The following is a 15,427-nucleotide window of genomic DNA, read 5'->3' as shown; positions in this document are numbered from 1 at the left end:
GTTACGCGGCCTGCATCTCATATTCGAGATTGAGAGCCGCGGTGGCGGTCCCGCGCGGCACGGCCGCCCCGGACTCAGCATCCAACCACGGCCGCTCGGCGGTCGTCACGCCCTTCGCCCATTCCACGATCGACGGCCAGCGTTCGACGATTTCGGCGATTGCCGCGTCGCCGCCATGCGGTTCCATGCGGATGGACATGCAGGTCGGGAACCAGGGGACATGGTCGGTTCCGAGAAACACCTCGGCGTTTTCCCGGGCGATCTGAATGACCGGAACGCCGAGACCGGCCGCAAGGTCCGAGACCGAGACCCCGACGGAAATGACAATGTCGCAGGCGCCGAGCAGGCCGCAGGCGCCGGCGAGATCGTTCTTCTGGTCGAGGTTGGCGTAGTGGTGCAAAGGAAGACCGAGCCCGCGGACCGTCTCGACCTCCTCGTCGCTGCAGTCATACTGCACGTTGACCCACCGGCAATCGGGCAGCGCCTTGAGCGGCTGCAATTGCTTGGCCTGCAGGAAATACCGGTCGCGCGATGTCGCCTGGTGGGACGAGCGCCAGCACACGCCGACAAGCGTCTCGCCGGGTTCGATCCCGAGCTGGGCGCGCAGCAATTCCTCGACGGGCTGATGCCGCCGGATCCACGGCGCCTGTTTTTCTGCGAAGTCCTCGAGCGCCGGGCGGAAGATCGCGCCGAGCGAGCCGACAGGGATCTGATAGTCGAAATGCGCATAGGCCTCGTCGCCGCGGCATTCCGTCGGGCCCTCATGGGCGATTGCCGCCCAGGGAAATGAATGTTCCCAGACCGGCGACAGCTTGGGCGAGCACTCGAATGTCACGTCACCGCCGCGATCCTTCAGGTCGGGGATCAGGGAAGCGTATCGCACCTCGTCGCCGATGCCCTGTTCGCGCCAGACAAGCAGCTTCTTGCCGTCCAGCGGCTCGCCCGTCCAGCGCGTTGCGCTGAACTGGCGGCGCTTTGAGGGAAATTCGGGACGCAGCCAGCGGGTTTCGTAGTTCTCGTAACCTTCGGCAATGTCGCCGTTCTTGATCTGGAGAAGGCCGAGATTGTAGCGCCCGATCGTGTGGCCGGGGTTCTTCTCAAGCAGCGCCTTGTGGTATTCGATGCCGTCGCCGAGGCGCCCCGCCTCGGCGTAGCACAGCCCGAGCAGCATCATGTAGTGATCCTGGAGTGACGTCTCGACATCCACCCATTTCCTCAAAATGGCGATCGCCTCGTCCATGCGGCCGTTGATGCGCAGATAAGAGACCTGGACGCTGTCGAGCTCGGCCTGTTCGTCGACGCTCAGCATTTCCCGATCGATCGTGTCGAGATGCGCGACGATGTAGTCGAAATCCTCGAGGCGTTCCGCGATATGCAGCCTCTGGAGCAGGAGGCCGGGCGTGATCCTGCTGCAGGCCGCCAGCAGCTTGTCCATCGCGGTCTCAGCGCGCTTGTACTGGCGGTTGTCGATCAGGATTTCGACGATGTTGAGCATCGGATCGACCTGGGTGCGGTCGAGATGATGGGCGCAGTCGAATGCCGTGAAGGCGGCCTGGTAGCGTTCCGCCTTTCTCAGTGCGATGCCGAGGTTCTTCCAGGCATCGTAAAGTTTCTGGTCTGCCTTGGTGGCGCGCTTGAACTGCGCGATCGCCGGCTCGACCTCGTTCATCTGGAACAACACGACGCCGAGCGAATTCAGCATCAGCGCGTTGTCCGGTTGCTGCTCCGTTGCCGCGTAGATCTTGACGAGGGCGCCGTTCAGGTCGTTGCAGGCGCGCAGGGCCAGCCCGTGAAAATGCAGAAGATCCGCGCTCACGTAGCCCTGGGACGCGAGCCGGTCGCAGAGCGGCCGGCTTTCAGCGAATTTGCCGCGCTTCTGGAGCGAATGGATCTTCTTCAGCAGCTTCGCCGGAGGCGCTTTCGGGGCAGCGGATTTGAGGGCAAGATTGGTCATGGTTTGCAAGGGCCGGTCGTTTGCTCGCGTTTCGCGAAGGGGACAGGTCGCTCCGGACCGGGATAAGCCCGCATTCCCGAGCCTGTCCTACGGGTATGATTAGTGGACGTGGCTTGCGCGTGGCTGATCCGGGCCAGCCGGTTCAGTGCCGGCAGCCGATTCCGTCGAGCAAATCCGGCAACGCACGAAGGTCGGCGATCGTGTGTTGCGCATCGTAACCGGAGCCCGCCTTGTGCCCGCGATGCATACCGGTCAAAACCCTGACGGTCTTCGCACCCTTTTTGTTCAGGTTGACGAAATCCTTCTGCGGATTGTCGCCGACATAGATCAGGTCGGGCCAGCCGCAGGCCTCGATCTCGCGAATCCTTTGGAAACAGTGTGTGGAAGGCTTGGCATTGCGCCGGCCGAAGCGATGGGTGATCATCACCCGACGGAATTCCCCCCACAGATCCAGCGCATCGACCTTGTTCTTCTGGACGATCTTGTGCCCATCGGTGACGAGATAGAGCGGGTGGGCTGGCCCGTAACGGTCAAGCACCGTCCTCGCGGCGGGAAACAGGGAAAGCGCCGGGCGGTGGTGGCGGTAGATCCTGACGCAATCCCGAACGCGCCCGCGCGTGTTCTTGCCGCGCGCTGCGAGCCAGTCGTCGAAAATACGGCCGCGGCCCTGGCGATCGAGACGCTCCGTCATGAAGGCCAGGGACCGGTCCGCATCCCAACCGAACTCGGTCTCGCCGTATTGCGCCACCGCACGCAAACCGCCGAGCACGAAACTGCGTTCGTCGTAGAGCGTGTCGTCGAGGTCAAAGATCAGGATCATGGAGGATCATGTCCTGCGGCATGCGCACCTGGCGCAGTTCGCCGGCAATGCGGCGGAATTGCCTCGGTGCGTCCGGCATGCGGCCTTCGGCAAGGCTCCAGTAGAGAAGATCGAGACCGGCGGCAATGGAAGCGGTCGACGCGCCGCCGAAGCGCGCGTTGCACTCGATGACATTCAGTTCGCCGTTTTCCGTGACAATGGCCTGGAGCACGGCCGGGCCGCGGAGCTTGAGCGCACGCAAAACATGCTCGGCCTTCTCCTCAAGCAACGGGTCGCGGAAGGTCGTCGTGATCTGCGATTCCCCGGCGACGACCCTGTCGCGGCGCCGCAGGACGAGGCCGCACGGCCCGCCGGTGCCGTCCATCCATGCGTCGATGCTGATCTCGGGACCGGAAACAAACGGCTGGAAAACCGGTGTGTCGAGACCGGCGGCGTGCGCGATGGCCGCCTCCCGGTCGAGGTTCAGGCCGATGCCATGCGATCCGGCGCCGAAACGTTCCTTGACCACATAGGCGGCGGCGTCGAGCGCATCCGGATCGGTTGCCGCCGGAATGACCGGCAATCCTGTTTCCACACCGAACTTTGCGAATGCGAGCTTGTCGAGGCACCGCTCGACGCTTTCGGAGGGCGAGATAATGACGTCGATCCCGATGGCCGCGAATGCGGCCCGCGCCTTCGCCCAGAACACGAGTTCGCCGTCGCGTGTCGGCAGGACGGTGCCGATGCCGCGCTCTCTGCAGGCTGCGATCAGCTCTTCCGGCGACACGGCATCGAGGCGCGGCATCAGCCAGAAACCATCCGCAGCATGCCGTGCCGGTGCGCCGGGATCCACATCTCCCGCGATCACCGCGGCACCGGGTGAAATCCGCGCCGCGGCATCCTTCATTGCACGGACCAATGGCGCCTTTCGTGATGCGCTGGTCACAAGGACGTTTTGGCCAGTGTCTTCGTCAGCCGCGGTTTCCAGCCGCGACCGCTCATGGGCGATAATTTCCGGGATGGCAGTCTCTAGGTCGTACCGGGGCAACCAGCCCAGCGCCGTGTCGAGCAGCGAAATGTCCGCCTGCGAAGCCTCGTACGAAATCTCCGACGGCTCGGTTTGCGCGTTCATGCCGGGAAAATGTTCACGCAGGGCCGAAACCACGTCCGCGACCCTGCGGGCGCGGCCGGTTCCCAGATTGATGACGCCGGTCACGTGGTCCGCGTCTGCCAGCCGGATCAGGCCTTCGGCCGAATCTCTGGCGTAGATATAGTCGAACAGGCCCTCGGGTCTGAAAACGGCGATCGGTTCATCGCGCAACAGCGCGCGGATCCAGCGCGAGATGACATCGCGCGAATTGCGGCCGTATCCGCGAAAGATGCGCGCGAGCACGGTGGTGAAGGGATAACGATCGAAGCCGCCAAGAAACTGCAACTCTGTCTCGTGGGCGAGCTTCGCCATGCCGGTAAGATTGCGCGGGCGGACCGGATCGTCTTCCGCGAGGCCGACCGGTGTCTCCTGCGCGGCATCAAACTGATAAAGAGCCGGGTCGTAGATGAGATATGACGATGCGAAGACGACCCGTCTGAGGCTCGCCACATCGCGCGCGATGGTCATCAGGTGATGGCTGAGCCGGACATTATGCCGGAAGTTCTCGCCCCAGAATTCCGCGGACTCGGAGGAGCGCTCGAAGGTCGCCGCGAGGTGTATGAAGATGTCGGGCGCGAACGCATCCAGTTCCGACAAGGTCATGCCGTTCAGGTCGCCCTGCCGGTACTGAACGCTGGCGGGAAACTGCCGCGGTCGCGGCTTCAGGTCCCCGACCAGCACCTCGGCGCCGCGATCGACGAGCCCGGAAACCAGCTCCACACCGATCACGCCAGCGCCGCCGCTGACGAAGACCTTTTTACCCCTCATGGATGGCGCTCCCCTTCATCGCCGGCGATGCATCCATGCAGGATGGAATCGACGCGTGTCCCGTTGATGCGCACGTGCTGCCTCAGGCAACCCTCTGGGCGAAAGCCGGCCTGCTCCAGCGTTTCCATGTGACGCCGGCGGGTCGCGAATGTCTCGGTGTATAGACGGTTCAGCCGCAGGTCCTCGAAGGCGAGGCGTTTCAACAGCAGCAGAAAACGGCCGAACAGGTCGGCGCGGCGTTCGCTCGGGCGTTCGTATTGCGGATCGAGCAGGAAGGAGAGCTCTGCGCGCTCCTGTTCCCAGTCCATGTGGACGAGCCCTCCATAGCCGATGGGCTCGCGCTCGTTCAGGTAGATCAGCAGGATATTGCGTGGCCGTTCGGCCTGCTTGTCGGGCCAGATGGTCCGCTCGAAGTATCGCTGCTGTTCTTCACGCGTGATCGGCGCCGGCTGGCGCAGGATGTCGATCTGGTCGTTGCGCCATTGCCGTATCGCATCGATATGGCCCGGTTCAACGGCCCGCACCGCATAGGCGCCGTCCCGCAGCTCGGCATGCGGCATGCACCGGTAGGGGCCATCGCCCGGGGCACCCTGGCCGGCGTTCTGCCCCTGGTTCTTGAGCGGGCTGTTTTCATGGACGCTTGCTTCTCGCATTGTCAGCTCCGTGGCGACAGGAATGCGGTGATGTTGCGGCCGAGGCCGACATCAGCAAGGGCCGAATAGAAGCGGTTTGCCGCACCGACGCCCGCGGCGCCGATGATCCGCTCCAGCTGCAGGCGCGCGCGGTGCGCTGCCGGCCCCTTTGACCGGTCGCGCGCATAGTTGGAACCGTCATGCGCAAGAAAGAAATCGATCGGAAAATCGGCCTGTATGTCGCGGCAGTCCCATCCGGTCGCCGCGGCCGCGCGTTTCAGGCTGTCGGCCGTGAAATAGGACATGTGGTCGGGGATTGCGATCCAGAACCGGTCGGGGATCGAACCGCGCTCATAAAGCGCGTCGTGAAAGGCGTTTCCGTCATTTGGAACCGTGACGACAAGCAGGCCGCCGGGCTTTACGAGCGCGTGCAGCAGCTCGAGCAGTTCGACCGGGTCGAGAACATGCTCGAGCACATTGCCGAGCCAGACCAGATCATGGCGGTCGTCTTCGGCGATGCGGCGGCGGAGGATGGTGAAGAGATCGCCGTCTTCGACGCGATCCGCGACGGCAGGATTCATCGCTTCCACGCCGGCGCGGCTGAAATCGACGCCGGCGACCTGCCAGCCAAGCCGGTCGAAGGCGGCAAGAACGAACCCTTCCCCACAACCGACGTCGAGCAGGCGCCCCGGCCCGTCCCGATCCAGAAGCTCGAGCGCCCGTTCGCGGCGGTGCGCGATGCGAAGCCCGATGACCTCGTGCTCCTCGGGCGGATAGGCTGCGCGGTAGTTGCCTTTCTCGTTCTGGAAATAGGCTTCCCTGTAATATGCGGCGAGCTCGCTCGCCGAAGGCTTGGCGGCAACTTCCAGGAAGCCCAGTTCATGACGCCGAAGACGCGGATCGTTCATCCGAATATCCTCTCGTGCTTCCACTCGGCGATCGTCCAGTCCTCCTCGGTGTCTATGTCCTGCACCTGTGTGGACGGCAGCATGACCGACCCGGTGTTCGGCCCCAACAGTACCCGGTCGCTGAGGAAAGCGGCCGTCCTGAACCAGTACCACTGGCCGGCGTCGTGGAAGGCCGGCGGCAGGTCCTGCGATCTTGCGTTGAGGTTCTCCGGAAAGTTCATTTCCAACCTTCCGTCATCGTCGCGCCTGAGCGAACGCCAGACAGGGTAGCTGAAGGCGGCGATCGGCATGATCACGTCAAATCCATCGTCGGCGAGGCGTTGTTTTCCGTGGGCCAGATCGCTTGCGCGCATGAAGGGTGCGGTCGGGTAGATGCAGCAGCCGAAAGCGAATTCACGCCCCGCCTTTCCGTAGCATTCAAGGACTTCGAACAGGACATCGCTGGTGGTTGCGGTGTCGTCGGCGGTTCGTGGCGAGCGCATGAATGGAACGTTCGCGCCGCACGAGCGGGCAACCGATGCGATCTCCTCATCGTCCGTGCTGACCATCACCTCGTCAAAGGCGCCTGATTCCAGGGCGGCCTCCACCGACCAGGCGATGATCGGCCGGCCGCGGAATTTGCGGATGTTCTTGCGCGGGATTCGCTTGCTGCCGCCGCGCGCGGGAATGATCGCGACGCTTGTTGCCATCACGTGTCCAGCCCGCCGGCGATCATCGACACGTCGAGCGGCTCGCCGAACTTCAGATCGCGTGCGGCCTTGCGGCCAAGCACCGCGTCGAGATGTTTCGGCTTGAGGCCAAGACCCGGACGGATCGAGCGCACGTTGTCGCTGGTGAAGGCCTCGCCCTCGTTGACGGGTTTCATGATGTAGAGCGAGCGCCGGTTCTTCAGAACCGAAGCCTCGGACAGCGTCGGTTGATACATGGGCCTGCCCATTGCCGCCTGCGCGATCCTGGCGTTCTCGACAAGTTCGGCAAGCTCCCCGGGTTCCAGTGAGAAGGCGCTGTCGACACCGCCCTCCGATCTTGCGAGCGTGAAGTGTTTTTCGATCACCGCCGCGCCCAGCGCGACGGCCGTCGTCGCAACCGTGGTGCCCAGCGTATGATCGGAAAGTCCGGTGATCACGCCGAAGCGGTCCGCAAGGTCGGGAATTGTCGCAAGGTTCGCCTCTTGCGGCGGCGTTGGATAGGCCGAGGTGCAATGCAGGAGCACGATGTCCTCGGCGCCGCCGGCACGCGCGGCAGAAAGGGCCTCGTCAATCTCCTCGACGGTGGCCATGCCCGTCGATATGATCATCGGCTTGCCGGTGCCCGCGATCTTGCGGATCAGGTGCAGGTCGATGATCTCGGGCGAGGCGACCTTGAATGCGGGCGCATCCAGGCTTTCCAGAAAGTCCACCGCCGTCGGATCGAAGGGAGAGGAAAAGACCGTGATGCCGAGTTCATGCGCCCGGGCGAAGATCTCCGGGTGCCATTCCCAGGGCGTGTGCGCCTCCTCGTAGAGTTCGAAGAGCCGGCGCCCGTCCCAGAGACCGCCCTCGACGATGAATTCCGGTGCGTTGTGGTCGATGGTGATCGTATCCGGGCGGTAGGTCTGGAGCTTGACGGCGTCGGCGCCGGCTTGCTTCGCCTCTTCCAGGATCCGGAACGTCCGCTGAAGATCGCCGTTGTGATTGCCGGACATTTCCGCAATGACATAAGGAGGCTGGTCGGGGCCGATCCGGCGGCCGGCGATTTCGATCGATCGTGGCTGTTTCATCGACATCTCCGCTCGCGTTGCCTCACCGGTCCAGGAGCCCGGCCAGAACACCGGCAACTTCGTCCTGCGTCGCCTCGGTCATCGTCGGGAAGAGGGGCAGGCTGATGGCTTCCGCGTAATAGCGCTCGGCTTCCGGAAATTCGCCCCCGGAAAACCCGAGATCGCGATAATAGGGCTGGAGGTGCACCGGAATGTAGTGGAGGTTGACGCCGATGCCGGCGTCACGAAGTCCCTCGAAAACCCGACGATGCTGACCGGCGGGAACACGAACCACATAGAGATGAAATGCCGACCGGCTGTCTTTGTGGCGCCCCGGCCGGGCGACGGGCATTGCCTCAAGGATGCTGTCATAGCGTTCCGCCAGCGCGTTGCGCCGCGCCACATAATCGGTAAGCCGGGCGATCTGGGCGTGGCCGAGCGCGGCCTGCAGATCCGTCATCCGATAGTTCCAGCCGAGCTCGCGCTGCTGATAGTACCAGGGCCCGTCCGGTGAATGCGTCATCAGTTCCGGGTCGCGCGTAATGCCGTGGCTCCTCAGACGCGCCATGTGGGACGCGAGGGCTGCATCGTTGGTGACGGCAGCGCCGCCTTCACCCGTCGTGACGATCTTGACCGGATGGAAGCTGAACACGGTGATGTCGCTGAACCGGCAATTGCCGACCGGCTCACCCCGGTGGGATCCGCCGATCGCGTGTGATGCGTCCTCGATGATGCGTACACCGTGGCGCTTGGCGAGGGCGCCGATGGCGGCCATGTCGCAGGAAAGGCCGCCGAGGTGGACCGGAACGATGATTTTCGGCAGCCGGCCCGCAAGGGCGGCCCGCTCGAGCTTTTCCTCCAGCCGGGCCGGGCACATATTGCCGGTCGCCGGATCGATGTCGACGAAGTCGACACCGGCACCGCAATAGCGTGCGCAATTGGCCGAGGCGACAAAGGTGACCGGCGACGTCCACAGGATATCACCCGGGCCAAGGCCGAGGGCGATGCAGGCGACATGCAGGGCGGAGGTGGCGCTGTTGACCGCGACGGCGTGGGTCGCGCCGGCGGCGGAAGCGACCGCGACCTCGAAGCGCTGGACGGCCGGCCCCTGGGTCAGGAAATCGGACCGCAGCACATCGACAACCGCATCGATGTCATCCTGCCTGATATCCTGCCTGCCGTAGGGGATCATCAGATGGCGCCGATCCTGTTCTGGTTCACTTCGATCCAGTTGTCGAGGTCCGCGTCGCACATCCATTCGGAATTGTTGTCGCTGGCATAGGTGAAACCCTCGGCCACCCGGGTCCCGTCCTTTATGCGGTAGGGATCGGACGCCCAGTTGTTGATCGCCGGCAGGATCTTGAAATGCCCGGGATACTCGTAGGTGTAGGGCGCGTCCTCGATGCCCACCATCTGCTCGTGCACCTTTTCCCCGGGGCGGATGCCGATGATCTCCTGCTCGGCGTCCGGGGCGATCACGCGGGCAATGTCCGTGACCTTCATGGACGGGATCTTCTTGACGTAAATCTCGCCGCCGACCATGTCCTCGAAAGCGTGCCAGACGAGTTCCACGCCCTGTTCGAGCGAGATCATGAAGCGCGTCATGCGCGGGTCCGTTATCGGCAGCACGCCCTTTTCGCGCACCGACATGAAGAACGGAATGACGGAGCCGCGCGAACCCATGACATTGCCGTAGCGAACGACCGCAAAGCGGGTGTCATGCTCGCCGGCATAGGAGTTGCCGGCGACGAACAGCTTATCGGAGGCCAGTTTCGACGCGCCGTAGAGGTTGATCGGGCTCGAGGCCTTGTCGGTGGACAGTGCGACGACGCGCTTGACGCCCTTGTCTATGCAGGCATCGATCAGGTTCATAGCGCCGTTGACGTTGGTCTTGACGCATTCGAAGGGATTGTATTCGGCGGTCGGAACGATTTTCGTGGCCGCGGCATGGACCACGTAGTCGACGCCGTCGAGCGCCCGGTAGAGCCGGTCCTTGTCGCGTACGTCGCCGATGAAGAACCGCAGCCGCCTGTCGCCCTCGAACTTCCTGGCCATTTCCCACTGTTTCATTTCATCGCGGGAAAAAATGACGAGACGCCGGGGATCATATTTTTTCAAGGTCAGCGGAACGAAAGTGTTGCCAAAAGAGCCCGTGCCGCCGGTGACGAGAATAGAGGCGTTTGTCAGCATTCCAGTCGTTCTGTCCCAAATGATTGTCCGTCGTCCGGGTGTCCGGACAGGCGGCGGTCCGAACGAACGGCAATCAGGTCCGTCAGGGCGCACCGGTCAGCGCCGCCGGCGCGCCGCATACGCCGCCCGACAGCATCCGCCCTTGCTGCCAGGCATGGGCAATCTCGCACACCGGGCTGGAGCGAGCCTTGCGTTTCGGGCGGTTGCCCAGGGGTTCGGAACTGTTTTTGATGCGCTTGGGATCCTAAGACTGCAGTTCCGCGATAATCTCGGCAAGCAGATCCATGCCGGCGCCCCAGCCCTTGCCGATTCCTTCCATGGCGGCAGCGAAGCAGGCAAATTCGGCTTCGCTTGCTTCATGCGGCACCCAGGTCAGGCGCAGTTTTGTGCGGCTGCCGTCTTCCTCGAACGTGACCGTCGTCAGTAGCACGCGCGGCCAGTCGGGCATCATCGGATTGGTAACCACGTTCCAGTCGGCGTCGGTAACCGAATGCAGCCAGACAAGCCTTTCGGGCGGGTTTACCTCGGTGTATTCGACGCGTTCGTAGTTCGAGTTGCCGTCCCACCGCATTTCGTTGAGCCACAGGCCGCCCGGCCTGACGTCAAGGTGATGGACGATGGTCTCGACATTCGGGCCATACCAGCGGGCAAGCAGTTCGGGTTCCGTCCAGGTGCGCCAGACGATTTCCCGCGGCGCATCAAACTCCCGCTCCAGCACATAAGTCGGTATGTCACTCATCTCCGGCTCCCTTCGGTTCGGCCCGTTTCAATTCTTCGAGAAGGCCATCGAGTTCGTCAAAGCTCGACGACCAGAACCGTTTGAACTCCTCAAGCCAGGCCACGGCAGCCGCCATGGGGGTGCCGTTCAGCCGTGCCGGACGGCGCTGCCGGTCAATGTCGCGCACGACCAGACCGGCCCGTTCCAGGACCTTCAGATGTTTGGATATCGCCGGCTGGCTCATGTCGAACGGTGCGGCGAGCTCGCCCACCGACGCCTCGCCAGTCGACAGGCGCGTCAGGATTGCGCGGCGCGTCGGATCGGCGAGGGCGGCGAAAACGGCGTCCAGGTTCCGTGGTTGCGTTTCATAACCGATTTGTTCCATAACTTATTAGTTATATAAAATGCGCAGCCTGTCAACCCGCACCGGCAAAGATGCGGATGCGGGTGCTTTAACCGCCCGTCAGGCCAGGTATGCGGAGAACCGGTCGGTCGAAAGAAACGCCTGCTGTCCCTCGGCCTTGATCGTGGCCAGCTGCGTCTCGTTGAGATAGGGGCCGACCGCCTGCTCCATGGAAGGACGCGCCGTGACGCGGCGGTACCAGTCGGCGACGCGCGGAAAGCGTGCCTCCCACAGGCTTTCCAGGCCGAGACATTCCAGCCGGTACATGTATGCAACGGGCAGCGCGTCGGCGAGCGAAAAAGCGTCGCCCATGAGCCATGGGCCGTGTTCAAGACCCGCCTCCATGCCGGCACACATTTTCGAAAGGCCGCCGAAGGCGACCGGCACATAGTCCGAAGACGGACCGTTCTCGATGAGGTCGCGCAGCTTGCGCGCCCGGATCCGGTTCGGCAGCTTGGCGTAGCGCGCCTCGAGTTCCTCGGCGGGCTTCTTGAGAAGCATGGTTCTTTGATAGCTGGCAAAGGTCAGCGTGTTGACATGGTCGTGGTATTCGAGGGTGTTGACGCCCCAGACACGGGTCTTCGACTGCAGGTAGGCATCCTCGGGCATCAGCTTGTTGGTATCTGAAAGCGCGTCCAGATATTCACAGATGATGCTGGATTCATAGATGCGGCGCCCGTCATGCTCGAGGACCGGGACGACGCCCTTCGGATTGATCTTCAAAAATTCCGGCGTGAGCTGTTCACCGTCGGGAAGGCTGATATGGACGCCGTCCCAGTCGAGTGCTTTTTCCGCCAGCACGATGCGGACCTTTATGGAACAGACGGAGTTTCCGTTGTGGTAGAGCGTGAGCATGGGAAATCCGCCTTTCATCTCGGGTGGAGGGGACTGGAACAGACAATTTGTGCGTATCGCGATATGATACAATTGTACCACTTATTGGTCAATTGCGCTTTGTGGCGGGAGCAGCAGGCGTAAACCCGGCAATGATCTCGGACGCTATGCGGGTTCGCTGCATCGGCAGGATACCGGCGAGGGGACGCAGCCGCAGATTCACCGCCGCTTCACGGATCGCCGTCATGGATGACCCCGGTCTGCATTTCTGAATTCCCGCTCCGGATCGCTTCGGGAGACAGTTGCCATGGTCGTGTAGCAGATGGCGAGGGAAGGGACGGGGAACAGACCCGTCCGAAAACGGCAACGACAGCGGTCATCAAAACCGGATCACCCAGGCGCGCGGTATGGCCGGTGTTTCGATGTCCGCTGTCGCAGGGTGTTTTCTTAGACTGCCGGGCCGGTCCGACTCTGTGGCAATACCCACACAACTGAAAGAAGCTTCGGCGCGAAACCGAAATCCGCGCACGCACTGGTTTACATTCGACCATAACTGGAATAAATTCCCGTATATGAGAAACACCTCCAATCCGGCCGATACGCTCGACCACGACATTGCGGACCGATTGAAGACGTTGCGGCTGGAGCGCGGATGGTCGCTGGAAGCGCTGTCCGGGCGCTGCGGCGTGAGCCGCGCGACGCTGTCGCGGCTTGAGAATGCCGAGGTCAGCCCGACGGCGTCGGTCCTCGGAAGGCTCTGTTCGGCTTTCGGTTTGACCATGTCACGTCTGATGTCGTTGGTCGAAGCCGATTTCGTTCCGCTGGTCGAGCACGAGAGTCAACAGGTCTGGCAGGATCCGAAGGGCGGCTTCCAACGCAGCAACATTTCACCGCCGTCCCAGGCGCTTGCGGCCGAGATGATCGAATGCAGGCTCGCCGCGGACACGACGATCGACTATCCCGAGCCGCCGAATGCCGGGATCGAGCATCATCTTTATATGCTTGAAGGCCGTTTGACCCTGAAGGTCGGGGATTCGGTCCACCGATTGCGCAAGGGCGACTGCCTGCGCTACAGGCTGAGCGGACCAAGCACCTTCAACACGGAAAAGGACCACTCCGCCCGCTACATTATTGCCATGGTGTGAGGAAGCATGAGCGGTTTCGAGATCGTCCGGATCAATGATGGAACGTTCGACCGGTATGTTGACGGTCTTGCCGCCGTCCTCAACGCCGGTGTTCTGGGGGGCGCCGGTGTCAGTTTCGTTCTGCCGCACACGATGGCCGACTCCAGGCGGTTCTGGCTCGACGTTGTCAGACCGGGGCTCAAGGCCGACAGCCGGACATTGCTTGCGGCAATGTCCGGCGATGCTGTGGCGGGCACCGTTCAACTGGATTGCGACACGCCACCCAACCAGCCACACAGGGCCGAGGTGCTGAAGCTGATCGTTCATCCTTCCTTTCGCCGACAGGGTATTGCGAGGGCGCTGATGCTCAGCCTGGAAGAAAGCGCACGCGCTCGCGGACGGACACTCTTGACGCTCGATACGGCGAGTGAAACGGCCAAACGGCTCTACCTGTCGCTGGGTTTTCGGCGTGTCGGCGACATTCCCGAATTTGCCAGGCATCCGATCGACGACCGATACGATGCAACGACGATCATGTACAAGAAGCTCTAGCCGTTCGGCAGCGGCACTTCATTCAAGGCTGTGTATCTCGACGGGGGCATCAAGACCCCTCACGGAATGCGAACCCTGCGAACGGAACGCACCCGGGGCCAGGGCAGCAACGGACGCCGTTGCCAGCACCGGCTCACCGACGACCTTGCATAGATCCTGGACCCGGCTTGCGAGGTTCACGGCCTGGCCGAGTACGGTGAAATCGAGGCGGTCGGGGCTGCCGATATTGCCGTGGGTGACATGGCCGATGTTGATGCCGGTGCCGATACGCAACGGTTCAAGTTTCCGCCGCTGCCGGTCCCTGTTCAACTCTTCCAGTGAAGCCGCCATCTTTTTTGCGGCGGCTACCGCATCGATACACCTTGTCGCGCGGCTTGCCGTGTCGGCGACCGGGAATACCGACAGGACGCCGTCGCCTATGAATTTCAGGACTTCGCCGCCATGCTCGCGCACCGCGTCGACGACCAGCTCGAAATAGCCGTCGAGTGCTTCCATGAGTTCCGCTTCCGGCCATTGCGCCGACATGGTCGTGAAGCCGCGCAGGTCGCAGAACATGATGACCGCCTCGATATGCGTGTGTTCGCCGCGGCGGATGGTGCCGCCGGTGACCGCGTCGGCCGGGCCATCGCCGAGATAGGTGCGCAGCAGGCTGACGGAAGAGCGCCGCATGGCGACAGGTTCCATGGCGCAGGCGAGCGCGTGCCGGCAGGCAAAGATGAGGTCGAGATCCTCCTGGCTGAAGCCGTGGTCGCTGTCGGTGGCGAAGCTGCAGCCCTGAACCGATCCGTCGCCATAGGACAGTGTCATGGCATAGAAGTCGGTGCCGCCGGCCTGTGCCAGTTCAAGGTAGACGCCGTGGTCGCGCCGCGGATCGAGATCGACCAGCGGCTTGTGGAGCGTGGTGCGGTTGGAGATGACATGTTCGAACGGGCTGCCGTGCCAGGCGTCGGTGCTCAGCACCGTGCGCTTGACCGTATAAAGGCGCGCTTCCTCCCGCGTCCAGATGACGCCCCAGGCCGATAAAAGCGGGTTGGAAAACTGCTGCGCGACGCGTGCGCGCCACAAGGGAACGCCGGCACTGATCAGGCGTTCGGCAAATCCGCCGACGATTGCGACGCCGTCCCCGGAAAGCCGGCCGTCCGAGACAAGCCAGTCGTTTATCGCTTTTGCGTTCGGTCCGCCGTGCTTTGTCATTGTCGCTGTTCCCGTTGCCCTGAAGGCAAGGATTTCACCAAAGACGCCGCCGGACAAGGCGGCCCTCAAAGGGAACCGGCGCCGCGATCGCGCGCCGTCAGCCGGGCAACATCACGGAACTGCACATTGCCTTTGCCGTTTGGGCGGTGCGGCCCGGTCGAACCTTGAGGCCGCCTGTCTTTTCCTGACCGAAATTTAACGTTCGGCCTTTTGAAACGGCCGTCCGGCATCCCTATATGGGTATGGGCGCAGTCGAGTCCGACACCGTTTTTTTAACGGAAAATTCAGTCATTGTTCCCGACCGGAATGCAGCGGCAAAAAATTTGTATTTTTTGTGAAATTGCTGTTGACTGATTTTGATTATAGGCCTTATAAGCTGCACACCAACGAGGGCGGTTGTCCGCTGGCGGCGGATTTGTTTGCTCTTGTTGTTCTCTTGATTTTGCGCTTTGTGCGTTTGATT

16 protein-coding genes are annotated in these 15,427 nt (G+C 62.7%); 2 read left to right on the top strand and 14 right to left on the bottom strand.

Annotation, left to right across the window (positions count from 1 at the left end):
• Position 1 precedes the first annotated feature (1 nt).
• From E4M07_RS26235 to E4M07_RS29215, 13 genes are all read right to left on the bottom strand, one after another.
• Complete coding sequence (locus E4M07_RS26235; RefSeq protein ID WP_136661386.1) at positions 2–1,954, bottom strand: tetratricopeptide repeat protein; 1,953 nt, start codon at positions 1,952–1,954, stop codon at positions 2–4.
• A gap of 142 nt (positions 1,955–2,096) precedes the next feature.
• Entirely contained in the window at positions 2,097–2,774 is a 678-nt protein-coding gene (locus E4M07_RS26230; protein WP_136661385.1) for an HAD family hydrolase, read from the bottom strand.
• Positions 2,758–4,671 carry an NAD-dependent epimerase/dehydratase family protein gene (locus E4M07_RS26225; RefSeq protein WP_136661384.1) on the bottom strand — a complete coding sequence of 638 codons (1,914 nt, stop codon included), beginning with the start codon at positions 4,669–4,671 and terminating at the stop codon, positions 2,758–2,760. Before E4M07_RS26225 ends, E4M07_RS26230 begins: the two co-directional genes overlap by 17 nt.
• Entirely contained in the window at positions 4,668–5,324 is a 657-nt protein-coding gene (locus E4M07_RS26220; RefSeq protein WP_136661383.1) for a GNAT family N-acetyltransferase, read from the bottom strand. Before E4M07_RS26220 ends, E4M07_RS26225 begins: the two co-directional genes overlap by 4 nt.
• 2 nt (positions 5,325–5,326) lie before the next feature.
• Positions 5,327–6,211, bottom strand: coding sequence for a class I SAM-dependent methyltransferase (locus E4M07_RS26215; RefSeq protein ID WP_136661382.1), 885 nt, complete (start codon positions 6,209–6,211; stop codon positions 5,327–5,329).
• The gene (gene pseF / locus E4M07_RS26210; RefSeq protein ID WP_136661381.1) at positions 6,208–6,900 is read right to left on the bottom strand and encodes a pseudaminic acid cytidylyltransferase; all 693 of its coding nucleotides are present in this window, start codon (positions 6,898–6,900) and stop codon (positions 6,208–6,210) included. Before pseF ends, E4M07_RS26215 begins: the two co-directional genes overlap by 4 nt.
• Positions 6,900–7,970, bottom strand: a complete 1,071-nt coding sequence (gene pseI / locus E4M07_RS26205; RefSeq protein ID WP_206057404.1) for a pseudaminic acid synthase — start codon at positions 7,968–7,970, stop codon at positions 6,900–6,902. Before pseI ends, pseF begins: the two co-directional genes overlap by 1 nt.
• Positions 7,971–7,992: 22 nt before the next feature.
• Positions 7,993–9,141 (bottom strand): UDP-4-amino-4,6-dideoxy-N-acetyl-beta-L-altrosamine transaminase, encoded by a 1,149-nt coding sequence (pseC, locus tag E4M07_RS26200; protein ID WP_136661380.1) that lies wholly within the window; start codon positions 9,139–9,141, stop codon positions 7,993–7,995.
• Positions 9,141–10,139, bottom strand: a complete 999-nt coding sequence (gene pseB, locus E4M07_RS26195) for a UDP-N-acetylglucosamine 4,6-dehydratase (inverting) (RefSeq protein WP_136661379.1) — start codon at positions 10,137–10,139, stop codon at positions 9,141–9,143. The genes pseC and pseB overlap by 1 nt, the downstream gene beginning before the upstream one ends.
• A 244-nt stretch (positions 10,140–10,383) precedes the next feature.
• Positions 10,384–10,878, bottom strand: coding sequence for an SRPBCC domain-containing protein (locus E4M07_RS26190; RefSeq protein ID WP_136661378.1), 495 nt, complete (start codon positions 10,876–10,878; stop codon positions 10,384–10,386).
• Entirely contained in the window at positions 10,871–11,242 is a 372-nt protein-coding gene (locus tag E4M07_RS26185) for a metalloregulator ArsR/SmtB family transcription factor (RefSeq protein WP_136661377.1), read from the bottom strand. The genes E4M07_RS26190 and E4M07_RS26185 overlap by 8 nt, the downstream gene beginning before the upstream one ends.
• Positions 11,243–11,320: 78 nt before the next feature.
• Entirely contained in the window at positions 11,321–12,115 is a 795-nt protein-coding gene (locus E4M07_RS26180) for a glutathione S-transferase family protein (RefSeq protein ID WP_169054411.1), read from the bottom strand.
• Between the two features lie 88 nt (positions 12,116–12,203).
• On the bottom strand, positions 12,204–12,341 hold the full coding sequence (locus E4M07_RS29215; RefSeq protein ID WP_169054410.1) for a hypothetical protein: 138 nt from the start codon (positions 12,339–12,341) through the stop codon (positions 12,204–12,206).
• A gap of 325 nt (positions 12,342–12,666) precedes the next feature.
• Between E4M07_RS29215 and E4M07_RS26175 the strand changes: the two genes are divergently transcribed.
• Together E4M07_RS26175 and E4M07_RS26170 are read left to right on the top strand one after the other, a co-directional pair.
• Complete coding sequence (locus E4M07_RS26175) at positions 12,667–13,239, top strand: XRE family transcriptional regulator (RefSeq protein WP_136661375.1); 573 nt, start codon at positions 12,667–12,669, stop codon at positions 13,237–13,239.
• Positions 13,240–13,245: 6 nt separating this feature from the next.
• On the top strand, positions 13,246–13,770 hold the full coding sequence (locus tag E4M07_RS26170; protein ID WP_136661374.1) for a GNAT family N-acetyltransferase: 525 nt from the start codon (positions 13,246–13,248) through the stop codon (positions 13,768–13,770).
• Between the two features lie 18 nt (positions 13,771–13,788).
• Here E4M07_RS26170 and E4M07_RS26165 read toward each other — a convergent pair whose 3' ends face one another.
• Positions 13,789–14,964 (bottom strand): adenylate/guanylate cyclase domain-containing protein, encoded by a 1,176-nt coding sequence (locus E4M07_RS26165; RefSeq protein ID WP_136661373.1) that lies wholly within the window; start codon positions 14,962–14,964, stop codon positions 13,789–13,791.
• Between the last annotated feature and the right edge of the window lie 463 nt (positions 14,965–15,427).

Source organism: Nitratireductor sp. XY-223 (assembly GCF_004959855.1).
GTDB lineage: Bacteria > Pseudomonadota > Alphaproteobacteria > Rhizobiales > Rhizobiaceae > Hoeflea_A.
The sequence above is the reverse complement of the archived record's forward strand: the minus strand, read 5'-3'. Positions and strand labels throughout refer to the sequence as shown.

Coding starts and splice junctions, on each gene's coding strand:
- E4M07_RS26185 (WP_136661377.1), bottom strand. CDS start 11,242: ATGGAACAAATCGGTTATGAAACGCAACCACGGAACCTGGACGCCGTT.
- E4M07_RS26180 (WP_169054411.1), bottom strand. CDS start 12,115: ATGCTCACGCTCTACCACAACGGAAACTCCGTCTGTTCCATAAAGGTC.
- E4M07_RS26235 (WP_136661386.1), bottom strand. CDS start 1,954: ATGACCAATCTTGCCCTCAAATCCGCTGCCCCGAAAGCGCCTCCGGCG.
- E4M07_RS26225 (WP_136661384.1), bottom strand. CDS start 4,671: ATGAGGGGTAAAAAGGTCTTCGTCAGCGGCGGCGCTGGCGTGATCGGT.
- E4M07_RS29215 (WP_169054410.1), bottom strand. CDS start 12,341: ATGACGGCGATCCGTGAAGCGGCGGTGAATCTGCGGCTGCGTCCCCTC.
- E4M07_RS26165 (WP_136661373.1), bottom strand. CDS start 14,964: ATGACAAAGCACGGCGGACCGAACGCAAAAGCGATAAACGACTGGCTT.
- E4M07_RS26170 (WP_136661374.1), top strand. CDS start 13,246: ATGAGCGGTTTCGAGATCGTCCGGATCAATGATGGAACGTTCGACCGG.
- E4M07_RS26230 (WP_136661385.1), bottom strand. CDS start 2,774: ATGATCCTGATCTTTGACCTCGACGACACGCTCTACGACGAACGCAGT.
- pseF (WP_136661381.1), bottom strand. CDS start 6,900: ATGGCAACAAGCGTCGCGATCATTCCCGCGCGCGGCGGCAGCAAGCGA.
- E4M07_RS26190 (WP_136661378.1), bottom strand. CDS start 10,878: ATGAGTGACATACCGACTTATGTGCTGGAGCGGGAGTTTGATGCGCCG.
- E4M07_RS26215 (WP_136661382.1), bottom strand. CDS start 6,211: ATGAACGATCCGCGTCTTCGGCGTCATGAACTGGGCTTCCTGGAAGTT.
- pseC (WP_136661380.1), bottom strand. CDS start 9,141: ATGATCCCCTACGGCAGGCAGGATATCAGGCAGGATGACATCGATGCG.
- pseB (WP_136661379.1), bottom strand. CDS start 10,139: ATGCTGACAAACGCCTCTATTCTCGTCACCGGCGGCACGGGCTCTTTT.
- E4M07_RS26220 (WP_136661383.1), bottom strand. CDS start 5,324: ATGCGAGAAGCAAGCGTCCATGAAAACAGCCCGCTCAAGAACCAGGGG.
- E4M07_RS26175 (WP_136661375.1), top strand. CDS start 12,667: ATGAGAAACACCTCCAATCCGGCCGATACGCTCGACCACGACATTGCG.
- pseI (WP_206057404.1), bottom strand. CDS start 7,970: ATGAAACAGCCACGATCGATCGAAATCGCCGGCCGCCGGATCGGCCCC.